The following is a 25,481-nucleotide window of genomic DNA, read 5'->3' as shown; positions in this document are numbered from 1 at the left end:
AATATTGGGTCAAAATTGTTCATTTCAAGCACATCATGCTTTTTATTTTAAACCAGCAATAAGGATTTAATCCTTGATTAAATAATGACATATTTTTTTGTCCAAAAAAAACTAAAATTTGTATAAATATCAGCGAAAAATAAAATAAAACTTGACAAGTATTCTGAACAAAGATAAATAGCGCCTAGCCCCATTCATTTTTTCACACATGAGGTAGTTTTAGTGTCTTCTACAGATTTTGAACTAGATGATAACTACGGTGATGATGATGTTAGTTTTGATGAAACTACGAGCAAAATTAGCGCCAAAGAATCATTAGAAAAGCGTCGCTTGATTGATGACTTACTTGCACAGCGTCGTTTAGATCGTGAATTGAAAGATCTTGAATATGATTTTGACGATGATGATTTCGACGATGATGAAGACTAAATTAGATTGGGTATCCTGATCTAAAATGTTATTCTACGGAATTAAGATACAACCTTTGGAAATACAATGAGTGCATTAGATTTAGACTTGTTAAGTGACTACTTAGATGGCGACCAAAATGAGTATGGTCTAGATTTTGCTGCAACTCATGGTTTTTTGTGTGCGACAGCTGTAGGTCCTCAATTTGATCGTTGGTTGGATGAGTTATTTGACAATAATCAAAAGAAAGTGCCTGCAGAGATCGTAGCTCAAATTAAACTTTGGTTAGAAGATTTACGTCAAAAACTTGCCAATGAAGAAGGTATTGAATTTCCTTTTGAAATTGAAGAAGCAGATGTAGAGTCAAGCCTTGGGGATTGGAGTGTAGGCTTTGTCGATGCAATGTTCTTAAATGAAGATGCATGGTTCACACCTGAGTTTGAAGAGCAATTGGTTGATCTCACTCTGCCAATCATGGTGTTTAGTGGAGTTGATGAAGAAGATCCTCAAATGGAGTCTTTCCGCCGTAACGGTCAATTGATGGATGAGCTTGCAGAAGAAATTCCAGATAACTTGAATGAATTGTATTTGATGTATCACACGCCGAACTAATTAAAAAGCACCGTAAGGTGCTTTTTTTATTTTGAGTGCTTTCTTTTTTGTCTGCGGTACACAATCCAAATGATTATGCTGATCACAATAGCAATAATTAGATAGCTGACTTGGCTAAATATTTTGTGCATCATTTCAGTATTATTTCCAAAAAAATAACCCACATATGCTAAAAAGGTGGTCCATATAATCGTGCCTAAACCACTATAAAACATAAACTTTGCAAAAGGCATTTTGCTCATGCCTGCAGGTATGCTAATCAGAGATCGTACTGCTGGAACCATACGTCCAAAAAAAACGATTCGATGTCCATATCTTTCAAACCATTCTAATGATTTATCAACATCAGCTACTTTAATAAATAAATACTTTCCATATTTATCAACGAATGCATAGAGCTTTTGATCAGAGATCTTACGTCCTAACCAATACAGCGTAGCGGCAGCTAAGAGCGAACCTATACTTCCTGAAATAATGACACCGATCAAAAGTAATTGACCCTGAGAAGCGGTATAGCCAGCTGAAGGCATAATAATCTCTGAGGGTATAGGTGGAAACACATTATCGAGAAACATCAATAGAGCAATGCCGAAATAGCCCAATTGCTCCATCACTGAAATGATCCAATCTTTCATAAGTGATTTGTATTTTAAAGTTAAACCTATGCTAGATGTTTTTAGGAAAAAATACAGTGAAATTAAGTTAATGCATTAATTCAGGATGTTGAATTTGTATAAGTGTATGAACATAGACTTCTCGTAGGATATAGCTAACGAGAAGGGGAGCTATGCTGATGATGAAGACAAGAGTCATTGAATCTCTCATCTGAAAACCGATTGCTAAAGCAATAATTGCGCCGATACAAGCACCTAATGTTACGATAAAATAATGGGATTGGTTACGTATATGCAATTTAACATCAGAATTATGTGAGTCGATATATATAAATTTTAAATGTGTCGGTACAGCCGATACACGATCTAAATGATTATGGTGAGCAAAATTTCGTTGAACAGGAAGATATTTGAATGGCACTCGATTCATGACTTTCATCCTTGAGCTAAATTTATTTCCTTCGTATTAAATTTATCTGAATGACTTCATGTGTTTTGTGTTGTTATAAAATAACTTTGTAATGGTGATATATCAGAATTGAAATTTTGTTTGTTCAATGTAAAAAGCGTCATCTACACTGTAATGTAGACAACGCTTTTGTAAGTTAAATAAAATATTTTTTATTTATAGGCGTTTACGTTTTGCAGCAATAATCTGAGACTGGCGCATACGGAATCCCTCTTTCTGCTTTTCTGTTGTTTTATCGATACAATAAACACATGATACGCCATGTTCGTAACTTGGTAATGCTACTTCTTCAGGGGTTAATGGCCAACCACAAGCATGGCACTTCACATTTTGACCTTCTTCCACTCCGTGTGTAACCGCAGTACGACCATCAAAAACAAAGCATTCACCTTCCCATAAACTTTCTTCAGGAGGGGTTTCTTCTAAATATTTAAGAATACCACCTTTGAGGTGATATACCTCTTTAAAGCCTTCTTGAAGAAGTAGTGAAGTTGATTTTTCACAACGAATCCCGCCTGTACAAAACATGGCAATCTTTTTATCTTTATGCTGTTCAAGATTGTTTTTTACATATTCAGGGAATTCGCGGAACGTTTCAGTTTTTGGATCAATTGCCCCTTTGAATGTGCCTGCTTTGTATTCGTAATCATTTCTTGTATCGACTAAGATCACGTCATCACGTGCAATGAGTTCGTTCCATTCTTTAGGGTCTAGATAGTGACCAACCAAGTCGCGTGGTTTCACTGGAACACCTAAAGTCACGATTTCTTTTTTATGTTTGATTTTCATTTTACGGAATGGTTTTTCGTCACTGTGTGACTCTTTATATTCCATGTCATTAAATCCTTCATTTAAAAGGAATTGATGAATGACATCAATTGCATGGCGGTCACCTGCAACTGTTCCGTTAATCCCTTCATGGGCAACAATAAGAGTACCGCATAGGTTGATGGTTTTTACCAACTCAAGTAATTTTTGTTGAAGTGCTAGAGAATCTTCAACTTCTTTAAATTGATAAAGTGCCGCAACAACCCAACCAGTGGTCGCTTGCTGTTCTACAGGTGCAAGCTGTTCTACAGTAGCGTTCATGGAGTACTCCAAATGTATTAATATAGGGATAAAATCAGGCGCGTATTCTAACGCGATTTTTGAAAATATGCGAGAAAGCCATAGAAAATTTATGGTTGTATATGAGGAAAATATTTTGAATACAGCGCGTCGAATCCCTTCATTAACACCATGTGCGGGACGTTGTTCAACAGTGTTTGGTGATGCGGTATGTCGTGGTTGTCGACGTTTTAATCATGAAGTGATTCAATGGAATACTTATAATGAAGAACAACGACTGAGTATTTGGAAGCGTTTAGATCAACAACTGGATCAAATTTTGGTTCCAATGCTTCCTCATGCTCAACTTTCAGAGGTGGAAAAATTCATTGAATCAAAAAGAATCCGAGTATTGGAGAATGCTTCAAAAGGCCGAAAATTATATCATGCGCTTAAAATTTGCGAAAAAAACAAGCATTTAGCAGAGCAGAGTGGTTTAGGTATTTCAGCTCCACATGTTAAACCGATCTGGACTGAGTTTGAACGTCGGGTTCTAGCTTTGGCGAATGCCAGTTATGAATTAGCTTGGTTAAGAGCAGATGGGATTAGCCAGAGCTTGCAGTTGGTGGATGAAGAGTAATTCTATGATAATTTGTTATAAAAAAACTCGCTCAAGTAAGCGAGTTTTTAATCAATCATTAAGCAACTTGGACAGGAATACAATTTGCTGTGTGATTCACAGTGTTATCTGGATTTGCATAAACCAAACGTGGTTTATGTGCATCAGCTTCTGCAACAGTAAAATCACCGAAAGTCGCGATAATAATAATGTCACCTAAATCTGCTTGGTGAGCAGCACCACCATTTACAGAAATAATGCCTGAGTTTTCTTCACCACGGATTGCGTAAGTTGTAAAACGCTTGCCATTAGTTACATTCCAAATATGAATTTCTTCATATTCACGAATACCAGCTAAATCTAGTAATACACCATCAATTGCACATGAACCTTCATAATGAAGTTCAGCTTGTGTTACAACTGCACGGTGGATTTTAGCTTTTAATAAACGAGATAGCATGGGAAGCGTCTCCTGAGTTGTTCTAAGATTGTTTTATTATCTAGAAACAACAGTTTTTTAATTTGGGTGAAGCATTTGAAAGCGCATTTTGCCCTCAAATTTTCATCGTGGCAAGAAAAATTGTTGAACAAAAATTAAATTTATCAACTACGGCTTGTAGGCATTTATTTGATTCATTGCCTGCTGAATTTCACCATTCACTAATAATTTTGTACGACTTAGTGCGTGATGAATTGCATCGTCAATGAGCGTTTGTTCACTTGAGGGTGCTTTACCTAGAACATGACCTGATACACGGTCTTTTGATCCAGGGTGTCCAATTCCAATACGTAAACGATGGAAGTTAGGGCCAGTATGAGGAACAATGTCACGTAAACCGTTATGACCACCATGACCACCACCCGTTTTGAGGCGAATGATACCTGGATCCATATCAAGTTCATCGTGAGCAATAAGCATTGCTTCTGGAGAGATTTGGTAGAATTTTGCGAAGGGTACAACACTTTGACCAGAACGGTTCATAAAGGTTGAAGGTAATAAAAGTCGAACATCTTGTCCTTCTACATTACCGCGACCACTTAATCCATTAAACTTAGGGTCATTTTTAAGTGTTATGCCATATTGTTCTGCAAGACGTTCTACATACCAGAAGCCTGCATTATGGCGGGTTTGAGCATACTCTTTACCAGGGTTGCCCAAACCAACAATCAGTGAAATATGAGACACTAATTTACACCATCAACACTTATGCGCGTTTGAAGTCAGCGTGCATTGGAGTGTTTTTAGCTGGGTGACGTTGTAAAGCTTGGATTTTAACGCTTTCAACTTTACCATCAACATCAATTTCAATTACTTCTTCAAAGAAAGCGTTATCTTCTAAGTATTTAACAAGCTGACGAAGCTCAAGTGTAATTGCTACAGGTGCAGCATCACCACCATAGATGATAGCAGGAACTTTAGATTGAAGACGAAGGCGGCGGCTCGCACCTTTCCCTTGTACTGCTTCTTCACGTGCTACTGCATTTAATACGAAGTTTGCCATGAGAGACATCCTATTTAAGTTAAGTGAACTAGATCTGCGACCGATCTAGTGATAGAAAGCCCTACCAAAAGGCAGGGCTTTAAAATTTTAGCGCTCTATTATAGATAAGAATCAAACATTGCGCTAATAGATTCTTCGTTGTTAATACGACGAATTGTTTCAGCAACCATACTCGCAACTGAAACTTGGCGAATCTTACCAAGAGCTAAAGCCTCTTCTGAAAGCGGAATTGTATCTGTCACAACAAGTTCGTCGATAACAGAGTTTTTCAAATTCTCGATCGCTTTACCAGATAAAACAGGGTGAGTAGCATATGCTACGACACGACGCGCACCAAAAGTCTTCAATGCATCAGCGGCTTTACATAAAGTACCAGCTGTATCAACCATGTCATCAACGATCACACAGTCGCGATCTTTAACATCACCAATCAAATGCATCACTTGTGATTCATTTGCTTTTTGACGACGTTTGTCGATGATAGCTAAATCGATATCGCCCATTTGTTTCGCAACAGCACGAGCACGAACAACACCACCAACGTCTGGCGAAACAACCATAAGGTTGTCATGAGACTGTTGACGTAAGTCAGCTAAAAGCGCTGGCGTACCGTAAATGTTGTCTACAGGGATGTCGAAGAAACCTTGAATTTGGTCAGCATGAAGATCGATCATCACAACACGGTCAATACCTACAGTTGTTAGCATATCTGCTACCACTTTTGCAGTAATTGGAACACGTGAAGAACGAGGACGACGGTCTTGGCGAGCATAACCGAAATAAGGAATCACAGCAGTGATACGACCAGCACTTGCACGACGCAATGCATCTGCCATTACTAAGATTTCCATAAGGTTATCATTAGTTGGAGCACAAGTAGGCTGAACGATGAATACGTCTTTACCACGGACATTCTCAGTGATTTCGACAGCGATTTCACCATCAGAGAATTGACCTACAGATGCAGCACCTAGAGGGATATGCAAGTGGCTAACGACTTTTTGGGCGAATTGTGGATGCGCAGTTCCACTAAAAACGACAAGATTGGGCATGAAGCACCCTTGGCGGTTGAAATGTATAGAATGAGATGGCAGGGGCGGCTGGATTCGAACCAACGGATGGCGAGATCAAAACCCGCTGCCTTACCACTTGGCGACGCCCCTAATGCGGCAGAACTTTAATGGTTTTATATGGGTTTGTCAAGATTGTTTGACTCAACTCATGATACCAATGTTCTGTCTTTTTGAACTAAATTGGCAGGGGCGGCTGGATTCGAACCAACGGATGGCGAGATCAAAACCCGCTGCCTTACCACTTGGCGACGCCCCTAAAACACGATACATCTTACAGGTGAAAATGATGGCAGGGGCGGCTGGATTCGAACCAACGGATGGCGAGATCAAAACCCGCTGCCTTACCACTTGGCGACGCCCCTATCATTTAAACGATGATTTGATTCAATGGTGATTGTTCTAAACTATTCACTAAGTAAGCTTTACAAGGTGAATGAGCAAGAATGTCATCAATGTTCATTTCAGTCGTTACTTCAGTAAAAACACAAGCACCTGTACCTGTAAGTTTTGCAACACCGAACTGATCTAAATATTGCATTGCTTCATCGACTTCAGCATATAGACTTCTTGCCAGAGGTTCAAAGTTATTTCTGAAATCAGATGGCTTTATCTGATAGGCGCAAAATTTAGAGGTCTTCGTGTCTCTTGTCAACGATTTTTGTGAAAAAAGCAGTTGAGTGCTGATAAAACAGTCAGGTTTTAACACAATGTATTGTTTTTGATCTAAGTCTATGAATGTTAAGTGTTCACCAATACCTTCTGCCCATGCATTACGACCATGGATGAAGATGGGAACATCAGCACCCAGTTGTACACCAATTTCTGCTAATTGATCACGATTTAAGCCACATTGCCAAAGTTGATTCATGATTAATAACGCGGTAGCCGCATTTGAAGAGCCACCACCGAGTCCTGCACCCATCGGTATATTTTTTTCGATGTTGACATGAATGCCTAATTTTTCACTTTTGGCATAGGGTTTCAGCATCATCATTGCACGATAAATCAAATTTTGTTCAAGACTTACTTCTGATAGGCCTGAAATGGAGATAGATTGGTTAGAGATTGGAGTAAATTCCATCCAATCACAAAGATCTATCAACTGAAAAATAGTTTGCAACTCATGGTAACCATTTTCACGGCGCCCCGTAATGTGTAAAAACAAATTCAGTTTTGCAGGGGAGGGTACACGAATCATAAATAATCAAACTTAACGATTTTGAATTACCATTGTAATACGATTTTCAGTTCCATCTTCAAGTTGTTGCTTTAAAATCAAACGGTTTGGTTGTGTAGATTGACCGTTGTAAGATAATTGAATATGCCAACCTTGTTCTTTAATTTCACTGATTCGCATCGATTCGTCTTTTTGAATTTCAGCTTCTTCAGTCGCTTGCTTAGCTTGTACCCAATCGACTAAATAAGTAATTGGTGCTTCCCAACCTGTTGCACGAAACAATAACTCTTCAGGTGAGTTGGCTGTAATTTCACCAGTTTTGGCACTGTTCAGTGTCACTTGACCAGGTTGACCTGAGATTTGAGTTTTACCGACTCCAAGAATTCCGCTTAACTCGATATCAAACTGTTCATCTTGCTGTTGCCAAGTAAAAAAAGCACTGCCTGATTGCTTGGGGGTCTTAACGCCAATTTTACCCTGAAGATTAAATTGATTTGATTGTTCAAGGTTTTGCGTTGTTGGCGGTGATGGTTGAGTTTGAATTGCTTGACAGCCAGTTAACCCAAGAAGCGCACTACTTGTGGCAATCAGCAATAATGATTTTAAATTTAAGATCATACAGTATTAACTCTTTTTGATATTTTGTGGCAACAATAAACTATCGAGTTGATCCAATTGAGGATGATTTGGATGATTTTTATGGAGTTGATGTAACACTTGGCTAAATTCTTCCAGTGAACCCAGCATATAAAGCGATTTAGCATATCGAATGCCGATATTTGGACTTTGGCTGAGTTGATATGCTTTCGCAAGTACACGGGTGGAAGTGTCAAAATCGTTTTGAAGAAAGCAGATATAGCCTAAGGTATCTAAGATAGATGCTTGTTCTGGGGCATTGTCTAAAGCTTGTTTGGCATATTGTCTCGCCTCATCTAAACGACGATTTTGCAACGCCAGAGTATATGCATACGCATTCAGATATGTTGGACTATTGGGTTCGATCGTGAGTAATTTTTTAAGCAATTCATCTAATTGATCGCGATCCGTAAATGGATCAAGTAATAAGACTTGAGAATATAAAATTTCAGGGTCATCAGTTAAGTTTTTAGCCGCTTCTTTGAGTAAGCCCAAGGCAGCTTTGTTATTGCCCATTTTTTTGAGTATTTCAGCTTGTGCTTGATATAAGAAACTCGCATGTTGGGGGTAATTCACCCGTTCCTGAGTCAGAAAGCGCAGCGCATCACTTAAGCGATTTTGTTTGTCATAGATTGAAATTAGATTTCGTCTAGAAACCATATATAAATTACCATCTACAAGTCGATAATAAGCTTTAGCTGTTTCAAAATGTTGTTTTCGTTCAGCATTTAATGCCAAATAAAAATAAGCATCATTTTGATACTGTCCAGATGCACGTAGTTCGACCAAATACTGTTCAGCAAGCTCATATTCTTTGAGATCAATTGAGGTTAGACCTGCGATAAAAAGAGCTTCTTCCGAATCAGGCCATTTTTTTATGATGCGTTTTAATTTGCTTAACGCCTGTTCATTTTTATTCAGTTTAATTAAGTAGCGGATTTCAGCCAGACTGAGCTCTAAATTATTACGATTTTTACGAGCACTTTTTTCAAACCATTTTAGCGTCTCTTCTTCGTCGCCTAAAGCCATGAGTAAGTTGGCTTTCAGTAAGATAAACCCTGTTGATTTGGGGCGTTTTTTTAATGCTTTATTTAAAGTAATTAAGGCATTTTCGATTTCATTATTTTGTGCTTGTAAACTCGCAATCAAAACGAGAATTGAAGGATTGTTACGCGTTTTACTATTACGCAAAGTGTTTAATAAATATGCTCGATCCTCAGGGGATTCCGGAGAAATTCCTTCAAGAATTTGTTCTAAATCTGATTCAGGATCTAAATTTAAAATATCATCGAGCACATCAGCAGCAAGTTCATATTCGTGTGACTTTAATGCGATATGCGCAAGATAGAATTTTGCAGGTACATCTTTGGGTTCTTGCACGACCCAATGGGTTGCAATATCTAAAGCGGCTTGTAAGTCGTTTTGTTCGAGTGCAACGTTAAGTGCACGTTGTTTTAAAGCTGTTGAACTGGTTTGGATTGCAAGTACGGTATAGTTGTGTAAAGCAGTCGGTGTGTCATGTGCAGCTAAAGCAAATTCTGCAACCATCGCCTGTTGTAAAACTTTATGATTTAAATTGGCATGGTAAAATTCTCCAGATGCTCTAATATGAGCACTGTAAGTCATGCTACTCACTAACAAGAGTGTGGTAGAATACTGTCGAATTGTTATGCCGGTTGTGCGGCTCATTGTTTGACGCAATTTTTTTATCCAAGTACTGCTTTTTATGACACCGTTATTGCACAATAGCATAAATTTAGCGAATTGATGATCTGATATGTCTTTCTTTGCATTGGGTGTCAACCATCAAACAGCCTCAGTTGAATTACGAGAGCAAGTTGCTTTTAACCCTGAAAAGTTAAAACTATTGTTGACTGAACAAAGTCACCATGACCAGCTGAACGATATGGTTGTGGTGTCAACCTGTAATCGTACTGAAGTCTACGCCATCGCCGATAATGCGGACATGGTATTAGATTGGCTCGCTCAAAAAAATGGCATTGATGTAAAACAATTACAAAATCATATTTACCGTTATGAAAATACAGATGCTGTGACACATTTGATGCGTGTTGCATCAGGATTAGATTCACTCATGCTTGGAGAGCCTCAGATTATGGGGCAAGTTAAGTCTGCACTTAATTTAGCAAAAGAGTCTGAAGTTGTTTCACAAAATTTAAATCGTATTTTCGAATATGCATTTTATGCTGCTAAGAAAGTGCGTTCAGAAACAGCGGTCGGTAGTCATGCTGTATCCATGGGTTATGCGGTAGCACAGTTAGCACTACAAGTTTTTAGTAAGCCTGAACAATTAACCGTCATGGTGGTTGCAGCAGGTGAAATGAATAGCTTGGTTGCAAAGCACTTGGCTGAAATGGGCGTTGCTAAAATTTTAATTTGTAACCGTGGTCAGGAACGGGCGGAAATTTTGGCGCAAGAAATATCACATCGTGTTGCGGTAGAAATTATTCCTTTTGTGGATTTAGCTCAAAATTTACATCGCGCTGATGTGATTTCAAGTTGTACAGGAAGTTTACATCAGGTCATTTCCTATCAAGATGTTAAGTCAGCACTCAAAAAACGTCGTTACCGTCAAATGTTGATGGTCGATTTGGCTGTTCCTCGCGATATTGAGTCTAAGGTTGAAAGTTTGGATGGTGTTTACCTTTATGGGGTGGACGATCTTCAAGGTGTCATTGACGAAAACTTAGCGCAGCGACGCCAAGCCGCTGTTGAAGCTGAAGTGATGGTCAACCAATTAGCAACACAATTGGTGACTCAGCAGAAAGTTTCACAAGCTGGAGCGATTATTAGTGAGTATCGGGCTCATGGAGAAGAAGTTAAAGCATTTGAATTAAACCATGCATTAGATCGTTTAGCCTCTGGCGATGATGCAGCCATTGTCATGCAGGAAATGGCGCATCGTTTGACGCAAAAGCTATTACATCCTACATCCATCTTACTCAGAGAAGTCGCTAAAGATGAAAATCCTGATGTCTATGAAACGATTAAAGAACATTTAGAAGATATTTTTAGTGCTCAGCGAAAACTAAAAAAATAAAAGCGGTCACTGACCGCTTTTATTTATTCATGTAGTAAGCGTAGTCCAATTTTTTTGGTTAGCTCATTCAGTTGTTGTCTTAAGTTTTTAGACTCGTTTAATGATTTTGCTGCTTTAAATTTGATTCTCAGATATTTTTCTTGAAGTGAAAGCGAGTATTCTGAGGCAAGTTTATCAGCCATTTCAGGGGCTTCAGTGAGTGTTTGAATATTGGTACGTTTTAAAATCTCAGAGAGTTCATGATGAAATGGGCTACAAGCACCCAAAATATAATAACTCGCTAGCTCTTGGTCGTCTGGCAGGTCATCAAAAATGACATTAAAAATTTTTAATACTTTTGCAAGCAATTCATCTTCAGGAATCACTGCACGTAATACTTCAAAATGAATATAAAGAAATGGATGGTACATTAACATTGCGACTGCGAAATCTTCATCTCGTGTGCGAATATTAAATGATAATGAAGCGTCAAGACTCACTTGAGGTTGCCACTTTTTATTGAATCCTAATTTTTCTTTGAAATATTGACGAATCAAATAGCGATACGAACCTTGCTTAGGCATCAGATTGGTGAGTTGATTTAGCTCAGCCATGACCTGACTTTTACCTTCAGGTGTATTGATTTGATATTGTTGACTGAGCAGTGAAAAAGCAAACTCAGATAAGAGTGGTGATTGTTGCCAAAGTCGATTGAAAGTTTCAACACCTTCCTTACGAACTAATGAGTCAGGATCATGCTCCGCAGGTAGAATAAAAAATTTCAGTTCACGACCATCATTTAAGAGGGGAAGTGCAATTTCTAAAGTGCGTCGAGCTGCTTTTTGACCAGCCGAATCACCATCAAAAGCAATAGTTAACTGATTGTTTTGTTTAAATAATAGATTCAAATGATCAGCATTGCTCGCCGTCCCCAAGGTGGCAACTGCGCCAGGAATGCCAGCTTGCTGTAATGCGATGACATCCATGTAACCTTCAACCATTAACCAATGATTGGCTTTGAGCTTACGACCTTCATATAAGCCATAGAGTAGTTGGTTTTTATGGAAAACTTCAGAGTCTGGCGAGTTGATATATTTGGGTTTGATCTCGTCATTCAATGCTCGTCCACCAAATCCGACAACGCGACCTTTTGCATCACGTATAGGAAAAATGACACGTTCTCGTAGTAGATCAAAATCACGACCAGAATCACTGGTTCTGATCAAACCGAGTAGTTTTAATCCTTCAATATCTTGCGGAAATGCTTTTTCAAGATGTTGCCAATCTTCTGGGGCATAACCTAATCGCCAATACTTAATCGTGGTATCACTTAGTCCGCGTCGCTGAAAATACTGTTGCGCAATTTGGCTATTTGGAAGTTGTTTTTCATAAAATAAAGCAACATTTTCAAGAAGATCGTATAAATTACCTTCAGGTGCGACCTCAACTGAATTCAAGTCATCTGTATTAAATTGATACTCATCGAATTCATAGTTTTGAAATGCTTCAAAAGGATCTACATCAAAAGCTGAAGTAGGCGGAGAAATGATTTCTGCTGCATCTGCTTCAATGGGTGCCTGCGGTTGCTTTTCTTGGTTAGGTTTAATAGGTTCTCTCTTGTATGAGAGTTTTTTATTGTCTTGATTGTCTTTAGGTAATTCGATACCGGTTTGGCTTGCCAGGTCTTTAATCACCTCGATGAAATTGCGATTATCAATATCCATCATAAAGCGAATTGCATTTCCATTGGCTTGGCAACCGAAACAGTGGAAATATTGCTTATCACGGTAGACGTGAAAAGAAGGTGTTTTCTCTTGATGAAAAGGACAACAGCCTGAATAGGTACGACCTGACTTTTTTAATTTCACACGTTGGCCAATAAGATCGACGATGTCAGTTCGATCTAAAATTTGATCAATCGTATGTTGTGGAATTGCCATAATTAAAAAGCCAAAAGAATGAGGAATAAAGTGATTGAATTAAGTCTATCCTAAACACTTAAGACGATAAATAAAGCCATGCAATAAAAAAGGTGGGTAATCCCACCTTTTTTGATTCGTAAGAATGGATTATTGACGCTGTGGGTCGTACATACTTTCATTTGCTGGCGCACTTTCCACATTGTGATCTTTATTACCAAGCAAGCCAAAGCTTAAGCGATTCAATAAACCGGGTTGTGTATTGGTGTTGTCAGATTGCTCTGCTGATACTTCTGCCGTTGTTTGGCTGCGTGCTTCACGACCTAAAATACCCAAGGTTGCACGATTTAACCAACTTCCATCTTTACGTGCTGCGCGTAAATCGACCTCACCATTAGACTTCACAAGATGAGGGTAGTTTAGCTTTAGCACTTCAACGTATTGTTGAGATGTTGCCTTGTCACCGAGTTTATCGTATCCGTAAGCAATCGTTGCAAGCGCTTCTGGTACTTGAGGTGTTTGAGGGAAATGTTCCATAACCCATTGTCCACGCTCAACTGCTGCAAGCCAAGCTTTACGCTTTAAGTTAAAGCGAGCCGCATTCATTTCACTTTCAGCAAGTTCTTGACCAATAAATTTCATGCGCTGAGCAGCATCTACAGCATACTGACTACTTGGGAAACGACGAATGAAATCAACAAAATTTTGATATGCAACTTTTAAATAGCTGACATCACGATGAGCCTGTTGGAGTGATGTATAGCGGATGAGACCATCATAGTTTTGCTCCATATTCGCCACACCACGAACATAGTAAGCATAATCAACATTAGGATGTTGAGGATTTAAACGAATAAAACGGTCTGCTAGCGCAATAACAGCTTCATAGTCTTTTTGTTGAAAACGAGCATATAAAAGATCGAGTTGAGCTTGTTGAGTATATTGACCTGTAGGGTAATAAGTTTCAATTGCTTCTAATGATTGTGCTGCATCGCTATATTGACCACGATCTAATGCTTTTTGTGCTTTATCGAAATAAGATTGTTCGGTTGATTTAGGTCCAGTATCTACAACATCCTTCTTGGGATTACTACTACAGCCCACAAATGTTGCTGCTAAGCCTAGCGATAAAGCAAGCATCGTAACTTTATAACGTGGTAGCGACATAAAAATTCCTCTGTTTATACGGGCAATAGGCTACAATTGCACTATTAAACCACTTTTGTCCGAATGAGCAAATGACTTCAGCACAAACTTCTAATTCTAATTTCCCAGAAATCGACATCAATTTACTTGAAGATTCTGAGGATGCAGATAACCATACTTCAGCCCCAACTGCAACACGTTTATCGTTGCAATTTCAAGTGGATGAGAGTTCTCTTGGTCAGCGAATAGACCAAGTTGCTGCGCTCGCTTGGAACGAATTTTCGCGTGAAAAATTGAAACAATGGTTGAAGGATGGTCATTTGTTGGTAAATGGTCAAGTTGTGAAACCAAAATATAAAAGTGAAGGGAATGAGCTACTCACGCTTGATGTAGAGCTTGAAGCCCAAGTCACCAGTCAACCTGAAAATATCCCTTTAGATATTATTTATGAAGATGATGACATCTTAGTCATTAACAAGCCAGTGGGGATGGTTGTACATCCTGGCGCAGGAAACCCGAATGGTACTTTGGTTAATGCACTGTTGTATCATTTTCCTAAATCAGCAGAATTATCTCGAGCTGGTCTAGTACACCGTATCGATAAAGATACTAGTGGTCTCTTGGTTGTAGCTAAAAATTTAGAAGCTCAATTTTCCTTAAGTAAACAGTTAGCGAAAAAATCAGTTTATCGAATTTATGATTTAATTTGTTATGGCAATATTATTGCAGGCGGTAAAATTGATGAGCCGATTAAACGTCATCCTGTAGATCGTGTAAAAATGGCGATCTTACCAGGTGGTCGTGATGCCGTGACTCACTATAATGTGAAAGAAAGATTCCAAAATTTCACACGTGTTCAAGCACAATTAGAAACTGGACGTACTCATCAGATTCGTGTTCATTTCACTTATATTGGTTTTCCTTTGGTCGGTGATCCAGTGTATGTCAGTCGTGTCAAAGTACCTGCGGGTGCTTCGGAAAAACTTGCTACTCATTTACGAGAGTTTAGACGTCAAGCACTTCATGCATCAAAATTGGGGTTAGTACATCCACGGACAGGTGAAGAAATGATGTTTGAAGCACCATGGCCTGAAGATTTCACAGCATTACTTGAGACTCTTCGTACGGAAAATAAGGCTTACTAAATTAAAGGAAAGTTTACATGCAAATTGTGCAAGGTTTGCCCAAAGGTGTCGTGGTAGGACAAACAGAATTGAGTCACCCTCACGCACTGAAAACACCACAGACTGATTTAGAAGGTTTTAACTTGGCGTTGCATGTAAATGATCAACCAGAACGTGTTCATCGGCATAGAATGAGCTTGTTAAATGACTTTTCAGTCTATGGGGTGAATCGATTAACTTGGATGAACCAAACGCACAGTACAATCTGTCACGTTGTAAATGATGACATGAGCTTACACGCCCTAAATGGCGATGGTTTAGTGACACAGCAAAAACAACATGCATTAATGATGATGACGGCAGATTGTTTACCGGTGGTTCTCGGTAACAAAGATGGTACTGAAGTCGCTAATTTGCATGCGGGTTGGCGAGGATTGGCAAATGGCATTATTGAAAATACAGTCAATGCCATGAGCACTCAACCCTCTTGGGCGTGGTTAGGTGCGGCAATTAGTCAGCCATGCTTTGAAGTGGGTGAAGAAGTAATGCACACATTCTGCGATAGGATTCCAGAATTAAGTTCAGCATTTCAAAAGGGAGATCTAGAGGGTAAGTATTACGCAGATCTGTATGCGATTGCTCGCCATATATTGAAAAGTTTAGGGGTGGAACAGGTTCTTGGAGGTGAGCGGTGCAGTTACACGGAGGATCAAACATATTATTCTCATCGCCGTAATTCCAAAACTGGTCGCATGGCAACATTCGTATTTATGCACAGTAATCAATAAACTCATTTGATTTTTCAAAGTTTCATACCATGACCAAATTTCGTAAAAGCATCGCTATCGTTTATCACAGCCCATTTGGTCACACTCAGAAAGTCGCCGAACATATCGCCATTGGTGCACAAAAACTCAATATTGAGGTATTGCTCATCAATGTTACAGACGTGAACTGGGAGTTGCTTGATCAAGCTGAATCTATTGTATTTGGCTGTCCTACTTATATGGGAAGTCTAACCTCAGCGTTGAAATTATTTATGGAGCAATCTTCAAAGCGTTGGCTAGCGAGAACATAGCAGGGCAAATTGGCAGCTGGTTTCACAAATGGTGGAGGATTAAGTGGATATAAGTTGGCTGTGCTTCAGCATATCAATCTTTTTGCAATGCAACATGGCATGATTTGGTCTGTACTACCGCTAATGTCTACAGGTAGATCGCATCAAGATCTCAATCGTATGTCTAGTTTTTTGGGGACTCATGACGCAGTCTGATAATGCGCCTGTGGAGGTAACACCTCCGAGTGGGGATATTGAAACGGCCACATGGTTTGGTGAACATTTAGCGAATACCGTATTCAGGTTAAATTGCATGGATTAAAAAATCATTTTCATCTAATTTAATTATTTATTGCTCGCTTGAAATGTAATGATGAAATGAAGTGAAGTTAACTAGGTTGTTGAAATTAAATTTATAATTGTTTATTCAGACAAAGAGCTGATCAATTAATTACAAAATAGTGTTAAATATTTCACATTAAATTTTAAAAATAATTATAATTAATCATCGAATAAAAAACGTGCGCCATTGGACTTGGTTGCCTAAAAATTACAAGGTTTGGAGTCATTCATGACCTACACTTCAAAAAATATTGGGTTCAATTCAGCTGTTTTAATGTTTGTTCTCATGTTATCACCACTGGTGCACGCTCAAACAACCCTGGAAAAATTGGACGATCGGGAGTTGTCTGACATTTCTGGTCAAGCTTTATTAAGTATGAGTTATATCGATCCCAATGATGGGGCAAACAATATGCGAGGTAAAGGCGTTGGCTTTTATAAACTCGGAATGGAAGCAGATATAGAGCTCAATGCAAATATTAAGCATTTACAACTTGGCTGTGGTGGTATTAATGGAGCAGGTGGATGTGACATTGATATTGAAAATCTGAGTTTGAGTGGTGTGTCAGACACCAGAGAAGGTCGTGCAGGTTCTTCAGCCAAGTTAACCAATCCATTTTTAGAGTTTGCGGTAAAAAATCCAACATCGGCATCAACGCGAGAAGTCGTTGGATTGCGTCTCAGTGCTGAAAAAGTATTAGGTTTGCTGACGCTTGGTGATGAAAACTCTGACAAACCGAATGGCATTAACTCACTCAGTGGTTATTTAAAAATTAATCCGACCCAAGGTATGGCTTATACCAATGCTCGTAATATGTCCTATAGCGATACTAATTTAACGATCGATGGGAGAGTAAAGCCAAACATTTGTATACCAATCTTGGGATGTTTAGGGATTCCATTAGGATTTAAATCTGATGATTACAACCTCGCGTTACAAGAAACCTCAGCTCCATTAACACTGAATGGTGCTGTGATATCTGGCACTCGAATAAACTCTGCAAGGTTAAGTGGTATCGCGCATATCAATCCACTGTACTTTGATGGTGATTTAAAGGCTTCCTTAAATGTATCTCTTGGGTTATTAAATTTACAAAAAGAAGTGACTGGAAATATTACAGGTTTAAAAGCCAATATTACTGTTGATCAAAACCTAGGCTTTATCCATAAAATCATGCTCAACAACCCATTTTCACTTTCTCTACAAAATAGTGAGGTCTGGTGGCCAAATGCTGATGTTGCCGCAAAGCAAGGTTGGTGGATGGCATTTAATGATTCAATTGATATTGGGGATGTTACACCTGAGAAACGTATTGATATTACTAATGATGTATTAAAACAAGTGGTTGGACCTATTGGTGAATACATTACTCGAAATCCCATCGAATGTACTGTCTTGAATTGTCTTTTTGGGGATAAGTTAGGTGTAGGTAATGTCAATTTACCGAATACAAGTGTGAATTTTCCATTAAAAGACTTGCAACTAAAAAATCAAACCTTTGCTCCAAACTGTTATGGAAATTTAAGATTCTGTTAAATAGGTGATGTACTTGAGTTTTTGAGTTCGCATTTCATCGGATAAATGATTATTTACATCACATATTAATACTGTTGATTGTGATGTAAGTCTCTAAAAATATTCAATTTTATTATTATTTCTCTATTTCAATTCGTTAAGTCAAGTTTTGAGCCTCTTTATTTTTTTCATTAATTTATAGATAGTAATGCTGTTGCTTATGGATTAAGCCTGAATAAAAATAATACGGAGACTCTAATGTTGAAGAGTTTACTTGTTTCTATCAAATTGATTTTATCAACATCTTGCTTAGTGTTGATTCCTTTGTCTGCAACTGCTAATAACATTCAGAATGATTTAAAAATGATGACTGATGAAGAGTTATCTGCGACAAACGGTCAAGCTTTATTAAGTATGAGTTATATTGATCCCAATGACGGGGCAAACAATATGCGAGGTAAAGGCGTTGGCTTTTATAAGCTTGGAATGGAAGCAGATATAGAACTCAATGCAAATATTAAGCATTTACAACTTGGCTGTGGTGGTATTAATGGAGCAGGTGGATGTGATATTGATATCGAAAATCTGAGTTTGAGTGGTATGTCAGACACTAGAGAGGGTCGTGCGGGTTCTTCAGCTAAGCTAACCAATCCATTTTTAGAGTTTGCGGTAAAAAATCCAACATCTGCATCAACTCGAGAAGTTGTGGGTTTGCGTCTCAGTGCTGAAAAAGTATTAGGTTTACTGACGCTTGGTGATGAAAACTCTGATAAACCGAATGGTATTAACTCACTCAGTGGTTATTTAAAAATTAATCCCACTCAGGGTATGGGCTATACTAATGCTCGAAGTATGACCTATGCCGATACTGGTCAAACCATTAATGGAAAAGTGAATGCAAGAATTTGTGTGATTTGTATTATTGCACCTACTTTGACACTCGATTTTAAATCGGATAGTTATAATCTAGCATTACAAGAAACGACAGCACCAATTCAAATCAATGGCACTACGGTCTCTGGTACTCGAATGAGTTCTGCACAGCTGACAGGTGTTGCCAATATTAATCAGTTGAATTTTGGTGGTGATCTCAAGGCCAATATCCAAGTGCTAGGGGTAGGATTGCTGAATTTGCAAAAAGAGGTCAGTGGTAACATTACGGGCTTAAAAGCCAACATTACGGTAGATCAAAACTTAGGTTTAATTCATAAAATCCCTGTAAACAATCCATTCTCACTCTCTGTTCAAAATAGTGAGATCTGGTGGCCAAATGCTGATGTTGCTGCACAGCAAGGTTGGTGGATGGCATTTAATGATTCGATCAATATTGGAGATGTTACACCTGAGAAGCGTATTGATATTACAAATGATGTGTTAAAACAAGTAGTTGGACCAATCAGTGATTATATCAGCCGAAATCCTCCATCTTGTAATGCACTTGATTGTTTGTTTGGTGACAAACTTGGTGTTGGAAATGTTCATTTGCCGAATACCAATGTAAATTTTCCATTAAAAGATTTACAACTTAAAAATCAAACCTTTGCTCCAAACTGTTATGGAAATTTAAGGTTCTGTTAATAAAAAAACCGCTCATTTGAGCGGTTTTTTTATTTATGAAAAATTCTTGCTTTATCGCGCTGCCAATCGCGGTCTTTTTCAGTGGCACGTTTGTCGTGTAATTGTTTACCTTTAACAAGTGCAATTTCAAGTTTGACTAAACGACCTTTCCAATAGCACGCCAAAGGTACACATGTGTAACCTTTTTGATTGATCGCCCCTTGGAGTTTCTCGAGTTCGCGACGTGAAAGAAGTAGCTTACGAGTACGTGTTGCTTCGGGAACGATGTGAGTTGAAGCAGAAAGAAGAGGTTGAATTTGAGCACCAAATAAATAAGCTTCATTATTTTTGAAAATAATATAGCTTTCCGTGATACTCATGCGTCCAGCACGAAGAGATTTTACTTCCCAACCTTGTAACGCTAAACCAGCTTCAAATTTTTCCTCAATAAAATAATCGTGACGTGCACGTTTGTTGAGCGCAATAGTGCCACTATTATTTTTTTTAACTACAATCGATTTCGACATAATACAAATATTCCAAGATTAGGTCTATTTTGCCTCAAACTTGGCTTGAGGTGAAGTCATTTCACCGTCAACAAGTGTGCGTGTGAATTGAGTTTTTGTTAAACTGTGCGCCTACATAATAATCTTAGAGTATAAATGGATGTCTAAAACTCGTGTCATCTATCCGGGAACATTCGATCCTATTACCAATGGTCATATTGATCTTGTATCTCGTGCTGCAAAAATGTTTGATGAAGTTGTAGTTGCGATTGCAATTGGTCATCACAAAAATCCAGTGTTTAGTTTAGATGAGCGAGTTGCGCTTGCAAAATCATCATTAAGCCATTTAGATAACGTAGAATTTGTTGGTTTTGATGGTTTGCTGGTGAATTTTTTTCAAGAGCAAAAGGCAACAGCTGTACTCAGAGGTTTAAGAGCAGTGTCTGACTTTGAATATGAGTTTCAACTTGCAAATATGAATCGTCAATTAGATTCAAATTTTGAAGCTGTATTTTTAACGCCGTCAGAGCAATACTCGTTTATTTCATCCACATTAGTTCGTGAAATTGCACGTTTGAAAGGTGATGTGACGAAATTTGTGCCAAAAGCAGTTGTTGAGGCATTTGAACGTAAGCATCAGCAAGGTTGGTAGAGTGTCTTTAATTATTACGGATGAGTGCATCAATTGTGACGTTTGTGAGCCTGTATGCCCAAATGAAGCGATTTATATGGGTGAACTGATCTATGAAATTGATCCGAACCTATGTACTGAATGTGTTGGTCATCATGACCAACCCCAGTGTTCATTATTCTGCCCAGTAGACTGTATTCCTAAAGATCCTAATCATGTGGAATCTGAGGTTGAATTGCTGGAAAAGTATAAAAAACTAATTGCTCAAAAAAGCACGAGCAATTGATCTCAAAGTTTGTTAAGATGCGCCACTTGAAGTGAGCCAGACGATCGCTGCTGTGAAGGTCTTTGTGACTAAAGCAGGGGAGGAAAGTCCGGGCTTCATCGGGCAAGGTGCCAGGTAACCCCTGGGAGGCGTAAGCCTACGGAAAGTGCAGCAGAGAGTAGACCGCCATTTTGCAACTGAACTTCGGTTTAGCCTAAAATATGGTAAGGGTGAAAGGGTGCGGTAAGAGCGCACCGCATGACTGGTAACAGTTCATGGCATGGTAAACCCCACCTGAAGCAAGACCAAATAGGAATCCTTAAGGTATGGCCCATACTGGATTCGGGTAGGTCGCTTGAGCATATGAGTGATTGTATGCCTAGAGGAATGATCGTTCTAGACAGAACCCGGCTTATCGGCTCACTTCAACAAATTTTGATCAAACAGTGCCGATATTACTTGACGGATACATCAATCAAGTAGATAATGCGCCCACAGTTTACGGCTATGTAGCTCAGTTGGTTAGAGCACCGCACTCATAATGCGGGGGTCACAGGTTCAAGTCCCGTCATAGCCACCATTTTTATAGACCACACTCACTAGTGTGGTCTTTTTTTATGTGTGAAATCTTGAGTTTTCATTGGCACTGAATAAGCTGAGAATCTAGCTTAATTTTTGGAAACCCTTGTTCAAATTGTGCTAAAACGGCTCTCTGATTTACATTTGAAAACACAATATTTTGCAAGCTTTCAATTTTTTGCTCAGACAAATAAAGCTGTGCACAATGAAGAGCAACCGCATTCTCTTTACTCACGGCAAGTTTATGATCTTCAGGAATGACATCAATATGCACGAGCTTTTGTTGAGCACGGCTTAATTGAACTAGAGTTCGTTTTTGTTGCATGGTTATAAAGTTTTGAGCATTGATCCATTGAGCGACATCCATGCGTACACCGTGATAATTCACAAATATGGGATGAATCGTTTGGCATCCGCTCACAAGGGTTAAACAGCATATGAGAATAAAATATTGAGGATTGAGCATGATTTTGATGTTATTGAAACCTTACTATTACAATAAAATCATATAATTATGGATTAATTTTGTTCAAATAAGGTTTATTTGTATAAAGGGTGATCATTAGTGCTTTCGTATGCTTGACGATACAACGATAACTTAAGATAATGCGCACACAGTTTACGGCTATGTAGCTCAGTTGGTTAGAGCACCGCACTCATAATGCGGGGGTCACAGGTTCAAGTCCCGTCATAGCCACCATTTTTATAGACCATGCTCACCGCATGGTCTTTTTTTTATCTCTCAAAATGTCCTGAGATAAGGTCAAGTGTAGATTGTGCTTGATAAAAAGGCTGAATCAAACTTTGAATTAATTGTTCTAGAATGCCAAAATCATTTAACATGGTGATAAGTTGAGGTGCAAAACGATGGGCTTCGATCACTAAATCTTCTTGAGTTAGTCCAACAGCCGTAAGTAAAGCTTGTAAACTGTAATCACCAAAATATTCATAGAACTCATCAACCACTTCTAAAATGATGGACTGAATCTCAGCGGATTGGCGTAAATTTCTCCAGGTTTCATAGACCAGAATAAAAAAATCTTCGACATCAATGGCTTCAATCTGCTCAAGCTGAGCTGAAATTTTTTGAAATTGGAGATCTGACCAAATATGTTGAATGATTTCATAAAGTTCATTTTGAGGCAGCGTGATAATTTCGCCTAATTGAACCAATATTGCATTTGCAAGTTGGGATTCTAGTTTTAACTCTAATGTATGTTGCTGATCTTGGAGAAAATTAAAAATCTTTGATTTGACCGTATGATTTTGAACTTTATTTTTTCGAAGCCTATCCAGCCAAGGTGTATATTTTTCTAAAATCTGATTTGCTAATTGAAGGCTCACTGCATGTGCCTTCTCATTACTCAAAATTTGTTGTTTTAAACCATAACGTACTTGATCTAATTCAAGAATTTTATTTAGCCATAGCCCAAAATCATGGTCGGAAATTAAATCTCCGATTAAAGCATTTGAATTCTTTAAATGAAGGTAAATACGTTGTGCAACAGCGCCAATAAACTCTAGTAAATCAGGTCCAAGATTTAACTCAAAAGTATATTTCGAAACAACAGCATGAAGTTGTTCAATATTTACAATATCTTTTAATTTGATTCGATTAAACTGAGCATAAGCTTGTGAAACAAACGTGTCTAATACCGCATTTGATTCAGCATTTAATAAATATTGTTGGGTAAACCGAATTTGCTCAAGCATAAGTGCTTGAGCAAATTGATTGAGTTGTGTCGAGTTAGACACCTGCTTTCCATCCATTTACGATTGGATAGCGGCGTTCGCGGCTAAATGCACGAGAGGATATACGTGGACCAATTGCACCCTGACGGCGCTTATATTCGTTGCGATCAACCAATCCAATGACTTTAGTCACGATATCTCGATCAAAACCTTTAGAGATAATATCTTCAAGACTCTGATCTTCTTCAATATATGCATATAAAATTGCATCAAGAACATCGTAAGGTGGTAATGAGTCTTGATCTTTTTGATCAGGTCGTAATTCAGCAGAAGGTGGACGAGTAATCACACGTTCAGGGATTACAGGCGTATCTTCCAAACTATTACGGTATTTCGCTAACTCAAATACAATCGTTTTATAAACATCTTTAAGTACAGCAAAACCACCGACCATATCACCGTACAGTGTGCAGTAACCGACAGATAATTCAGATTTGTTACCTGTAGATAAAACAAGATTACCAAATTTATTCGACAGACCCATTAATAAGGTGCCGCGTGCGCGAGCTTGTAAATTTTCCTCAGTTGCATCAGCAGGAGAATTGCCGAAGAATGGGTGTAATGTCTGCATAAAGCTGTTGACGATTGGGTGAATTTCCGCAATACCAAAAGTGACTCCCATACGTTTTGCCTGTTCAGTCGCGTCTTCAACACTGATTTGAGAGGTATATGTGTAAGGCATCATAACAGCTTGAACTTTATCTGCTCCAATAGCATCGACAGCGATTGCGAGAGTAAGCGCTGAGTCAATACCACCAGAGAGACCAAGAATGACGCCAGGGAAACCTGAGCGGTGTACATAATCTCGTGTTGCTAAAACCAAAGCTTGGTAAATTTCTGCAATCGTATCTAATGCAGGTGCTTTGATAGTGGCTTTAAAAGATTTAAGCTCTGCTTCATATTCAACATGAAAAAGGTCTTCTTTGAAGCTTGGTGCTTCAAGTACAACTTCACCGTTTGCATTTACAACGAAACTTGTTCCGTCGAAAATGAGATCATCTTGCCCGCCCACTTGGTTGACATAAACAAGATTGAGATTCAATTGTTTAGCTAACTCTTTAAGTGTAACAACACGGTGTTGAGGCTTTCCAACTTCGTATGGTGAGGCATTTAACACAAGAACAGTTTCAACATTCAGTTTGGCAAGTTGTTGAACACTCTCAAGTGTCCAGACATCTTCGCAAATTAATACACCGAATTTATGTCCTAAATATTCAAATACAAGGTGTTGATGACCCTCAGCGAAATATCTCTTTTCATCAAAAACACTATAATTTGGTAAATTTTGCTTGTTATAAATACCTAATACTTGCCCATCTTTCATAACGGCTGCAGAGTTATAGCGTGCACCCGAATCAGCTTGATTAACAAAACCAAATACCATCACAATGTCTTTCACTTCAGCCAGTTTTTCGAAAGTTGATGGTGTACGTTTGCTTAGGCTTGGACGAAGTAGAAGATCCTCTGCAGGATAACCAATGGTCGAAAGTTCAGGAAACACAATGATATTGGCATTTTGCTGTTTGGCTTCGTTAGCGAGTTCAATCATTCGTTGAACATTGGCTTCTAAATTGCCGACAAATGGAGAGAATTGAGCAAGAGAAACTTTAAAACTATTCATTTAAACCAAGTCCTATCCTATAGGTTTATATACAGCACGTGCTGATTTTATTGGAGTAATTATTCAGCTGTGTGTATGTGATATTACATAACTGCCAAATGGCTCAAATTTACATCATTAAAACATGATAAAAGATCTTATTTCTTGCACAGCAAAAACTACGATTCATATGTATTCTATCTAAAATAAAAGTAGATACTAGCTTTTGCCATTGTTTGTACATAAAAAATTAAATCGTAATGGATTTGCGACACAGTAAATCAGATGTT

At 38.4% G+C, this 25,481-nt stretch carries 26 protein-coding genes, 5 tRNA genes, 1 other RNA gene and 1 pseudogene; 14 read left to right on the top strand and 19 right to left on the bottom strand.

The window, feature by feature from the left end; genetic code table 11:
- Positions 1–222 precede the first annotated feature (222 nt).
- Together BMW42_RS06780 and BMW42_RS06775 are read left to right on the top strand one after the other, a co-directional pair.
- Positions 223–429, top strand: coding sequence for a PA3496 family putative envelope integrity protein (locus BMW42_RS06780; RefSeq protein ID WP_092766845.1), 207 nt, complete (start codon positions 223–225; stop codon positions 427–429).
- Positions 430–495: 66 nt separating this feature from the next.
- Complete coding sequence (locus BMW42_RS06775) at positions 496–1,020, top strand: YecA/YgfB family protein (protein WP_092766844.1); 525 nt, start codon at positions 496–498, stop codon at positions 1,018–1,020.
- Between the two features lie 26 nt (positions 1,021–1,046).
- Here the strand turns inward: BMW42_RS06775 and BMW42_RS06770 are convergent, their stop codons facing one another.
- From BMW42_RS06770 to BMW42_RS06760, 3 genes are all read right to left on the bottom strand, one after another.
- Complete coding sequence (locus BMW42_RS06770; protein ID WP_228143094.1) at positions 1,047–1,655, bottom strand: DedA family protein; 609 nt, start codon at positions 1,653–1,655, stop codon at positions 1,047–1,049.
- Positions 1,656–1,722: 67 nt separating this feature from the next.
- The gene (locus BMW42_RS06765) at positions 1,723–2,064 is read right to left on the bottom strand and encodes a hypothetical protein (protein ID WP_092766843.1); all 342 of its coding nucleotides are present in this window, start codon (positions 2,062–2,064) and stop codon (positions 1,723–1,725) included.
- Positions 2,065–2,259: 195 nt separating this feature from the next.
- A complete protein-coding gene (locus BMW42_RS06760) occupies positions 2,260–3,192 on the bottom strand; it encodes an oxygen-dependent tRNA uridine(34) hydroxylase TrhO (RefSeq protein WP_035270894.1) in 933 nt (310 codons plus the stop codon).
- A gap of 91 nt (positions 3,193–3,283) precedes the next feature.
- Between BMW42_RS06760 and BMW42_RS06755 the strand changes: the two genes are divergently transcribed.
- The gene (locus BMW42_RS06755; protein WP_171260688.1) at positions 3,284–3,790 is read left to right on the top strand and encodes a DUF1289 domain-containing protein; all 507 of its coding nucleotides are present in this window, start codon (positions 3,284–3,286) and stop codon (positions 3,788–3,790) included.
- A 58-nt stretch (positions 3,791–3,848) separates the two neighbouring features.
- Here the strand turns inward: BMW42_RS06755 and panD are convergent, their stop codons facing one another.
- The 10 genes from panD to BMW42_RS06705 all read right to left on the bottom strand — a co-directional run bounded on the left by panD (position 3,849) and on the right by BMW42_RS06705 (position 9,858).
- Positions 3,849–4,229: an aspartate 1-decarboxylase gene (panD, locus tag BMW42_RS06750; protein WP_035269276.1), complete on the bottom strand. Its 381-nt coding sequence runs from the start codon at positions 4,227–4,229 to the stop codon at positions 3,849–3,851.
- A 147-nt stretch (positions 4,230–4,376) separates the two neighbouring features.
- Positions 4,377–4,955, bottom strand: coding sequence for an aminoacyl-tRNA hydrolase (gene pth / locus BMW42_RS06745; RefSeq protein ID WP_035269278.1), 579 nt, complete (start codon positions 4,953–4,955; stop codon positions 4,377–4,379).
- Between the two features lie 19 nt (positions 4,956–4,974).
- Positions 4,975–5,271 carry a 50S ribosomal protein L25 gene (gene rplY / locus BMW42_RS06740; RefSeq protein WP_035269282.1) on the bottom strand — a complete coding sequence of 99 codons (297 nt, stop codon included), beginning with the start codon at positions 5,269–5,271 and terminating at the stop codon, positions 4,975–4,977.
- 98 nt (positions 5,272–5,369) lie between these two features.
- Positions 5,370–6,323 carry a ribose-phosphate pyrophosphokinase gene (locus tag BMW42_RS06735; RefSeq protein ID WP_035269283.1) on the bottom strand — a complete coding sequence of 318 codons (954 nt, stop codon included), beginning with the start codon at positions 6,321–6,323 and terminating at the stop codon, positions 5,370–5,372.
- Between the two features lie 36 nt (positions 6,324–6,359).
- Positions 6,360–6,434, bottom strand: a tRNA-Gln gene (locus tag BMW42_RS06730).
- A 91-nt stretch (positions 6,435–6,525) separates the two neighbouring features.
- Positions 6,526–6,600: transfer RNA gene (locus tag BMW42_RS06725), tRNA-Gln, on the bottom strand.
- A 31-nt stretch (positions 6,601–6,631) separates the two neighbouring features.
- Positions 6,632–6,706 (bottom strand) — tRNA-Gln (locus BMW42_RS06720).
- A 5-nt stretch (positions 6,707–6,711) separates the two neighbouring features.
- On the bottom strand, positions 6,712–7,542 hold the full coding sequence (ispE, locus tag BMW42_RS06715; protein WP_035269285.1) for a 4-(cytidine 5'-diphospho)-2-C-methyl-D-erythritol kinase: 831 nt from the start codon (positions 7,540–7,542) through the stop codon (positions 6,712–6,714).
- Between the two features lie 12 nt (positions 7,543–7,554).
- A complete protein-coding gene (gene lolB, locus BMW42_RS06710) occupies positions 7,555–8,139 on the bottom strand; it encodes a lipoprotein insertase outer membrane protein LolB (protein ID WP_092766842.1) in 585 nt (194 codons plus the stop codon).
- A 6-nt stretch (positions 8,140–8,145) separates the two neighbouring features.
- Positions 8,146–9,858, bottom strand: coding sequence for a tetratricopeptide repeat protein (locus BMW42_RS06705; protein WP_213032607.1), 1,713 nt, complete (start codon positions 9,856–9,858; stop codon positions 8,146–8,148).
- 76 nt (positions 9,859–9,934) lie between these two features.
- Between BMW42_RS06705 and hemA the strand changes: the two genes are divergently transcribed.
- Positions 9,935–11,218 (top strand): glutamyl-tRNA reductase, encoded by a 1,284-nt coding sequence (gene hemA / locus BMW42_RS06700; RefSeq protein ID WP_092766840.1) that lies wholly within the window; start codon positions 9,935–9,937, stop codon positions 11,216–11,218.
- A 23-nt stretch (positions 11,219–11,241) separates the two neighbouring features.
- Here the strand turns inward: hemA and BMW42_RS06695 are convergent, their stop codons facing one another.
- Positions 11,242–13,137 (bottom strand): DNA primase, encoded by a 1,896-nt coding sequence (locus tag BMW42_RS06695; protein ID WP_092766839.1) that lies wholly within the window; start codon positions 13,135–13,137, stop codon positions 11,242–11,244.
- 129 nt (positions 13,138–13,266) lie between these two features.
- Entirely contained in the window at positions 13,267–14,283 is a 1,017-nt protein-coding gene (locus tag BMW42_RS06690; protein WP_035269296.1) for an outer membrane protein assembly factor BamD, read from the bottom strand.
- Between the two features lie 71 nt (positions 14,284–14,354).
- Between BMW42_RS06690 and rluD the strand changes: the two genes are divergently transcribed.
- From rluD to BMW42_RS06665, 5 genes and pseudogenes are all read left to right on the top strand, one after another.
- Positions 14,355–15,407, top strand: coding sequence for a 23S rRNA pseudouridine(1911/1915/1917) synthase RluD (gene rluD / locus BMW42_RS06685; protein ID WP_035269298.1), 1,053 nt, complete (start codon positions 14,355–14,357; stop codon positions 15,405–15,407).
- Positions 15,408–15,424: 17 nt separating this feature from the next.
- Positions 15,425–16,174 carry a peptidoglycan editing factor PgeF gene (pgeF, locus tag BMW42_RS06680; protein WP_035269301.1) on the top strand — a complete coding sequence of 250 codons (750 nt, stop codon included), beginning with the start codon at positions 15,425–15,427 and terminating at the stop codon, positions 16,172–16,174.
- Positions 16,175–16,203: 29 nt separating this feature from the next.
- Positions 16,204–16,765: pseudogene (locus tag BMW42_RS06675) on the top strand (flavodoxin family protein).
- A 294-nt stretch (positions 16,766–17,059) separates the two neighbouring features.
- Complete coding sequence (locus BMW42_RS06670) at positions 17,060–18,322, top strand: hypothetical protein (protein WP_228143100.1); 1,263 nt, start codon at positions 17,060–17,062, stop codon at positions 18,320–18,322.
- A 237-nt stretch (positions 18,323–18,559) separates the two neighbouring features.
- Positions 18,560–19,879, top strand: a complete 1,320-nt coding sequence (locus BMW42_RS06665; RefSeq protein WP_092766837.1) for a hypothetical protein — start codon at positions 18,560–18,562, stop codon at positions 19,877–19,879.
- Positions 19,880–19,908: 29 nt separating this feature from the next.
- Here the strand turns inward: BMW42_RS06665 and smpB are convergent, their stop codons facing one another.
- Positions 19,909–20,385, bottom strand: a complete 477-nt coding sequence (smpB, locus tag BMW42_RS06660; RefSeq protein ID WP_035269908.1) for an SsrA-binding protein SmpB — start codon at positions 20,383–20,385, stop codon at positions 19,909–19,911.
- A gap of 139 nt (positions 20,386–20,524) precedes the next feature.
- Between smpB and coaD the strand changes: the two genes are divergently transcribed.
- From coaD to BMW42_RS06640, 4 genes are all read left to right on the top strand, one after another.
- Entirely contained in the window at positions 20,525–21,016 is a 492-nt protein-coding gene (gene coaD, locus BMW42_RS06655) for a pantetheine-phosphate adenylyltransferase (RefSeq protein WP_035269911.1), read from the top strand.
- Between the two features lies 1 nt (position 21,017).
- On the top strand, positions 21,018–21,281 hold the full coding sequence (locus tag BMW42_RS06650; protein WP_092766836.1) for a YfhL family 4Fe-4S dicluster ferredoxin: 264 nt from the start codon (positions 21,018–21,020) through the stop codon (positions 21,279–21,281).
- 28 nt (positions 21,282–21,309) lie between these two features.
- Positions 21,310–21,691, top strand: an RNA gene (gene rnpB / locus BMW42_RS06645) — RNase P RNA component class A.
- 72 nt (positions 21,692–21,763) lie between these two features.
- Positions 21,764–21,840 (top strand) — tRNA-Met (locus tag BMW42_RS06640).
- A 57-nt stretch (positions 21,841–21,897) separates the two neighbouring features.
- On the opposite strand, the gene BMW42_RS06635 is transcribed toward BMW42_RS06640, so the two are convergent.
- Positions 21,898–22,260 carry a hypothetical protein gene (locus BMW42_RS06635; protein WP_373683286.1) on the bottom strand — a complete coding sequence of 121 codons (363 nt, stop codon included), beginning with the start codon at positions 22,258–22,260 and terminating at the stop codon, positions 21,898–21,900.
- 202 nt (positions 22,261–22,462) lie between these two features.
- Here BMW42_RS06635 and BMW42_RS06630 point away from each other — a divergent pair.
- A tRNA-Met gene (locus tag BMW42_RS06630) sits at positions 22,463–22,539 on the top strand.
- Between the two features lie 35 nt (positions 22,540–22,574).
- Here BMW42_RS06630 and BMW42_RS06625 read toward each other — a convergent pair.
- Both BMW42_RS06625 and BMW42_RS06620 read right to left on the bottom strand, forming a co-directional pair.
- A complete protein-coding gene (locus BMW42_RS06625) occupies positions 22,575–23,594 on the bottom strand; it encodes a hypothetical protein (protein ID WP_228143093.1) in 1,020 nt (339 codons plus the stop codon).
- Positions 23,587–25,212: an NAD+ synthase gene (locus BMW42_RS06620; RefSeq protein WP_092766834.1), complete on the bottom strand. Its 1,626-nt coding sequence runs from the start codon at positions 25,210–25,212 to the stop codon at positions 23,587–23,589. Before BMW42_RS06620 ends, BMW42_RS06625 begins: the two co-directional genes overlap by 8 nt.
- Positions 25,213–25,481 lie beyond the last annotated feature (269 nt).

This window comes from Acinetobacter sp. DSM 11652 (assembly GCF_900109815.1).
GTDB lineage: Bacteria > Pseudomonadota > Gammaproteobacteria > Pseudomonadales > Moraxellaceae > Acinetobacter.
This window is presented reverse-complemented; position numbering and strand designations above follow the sequence as displayed.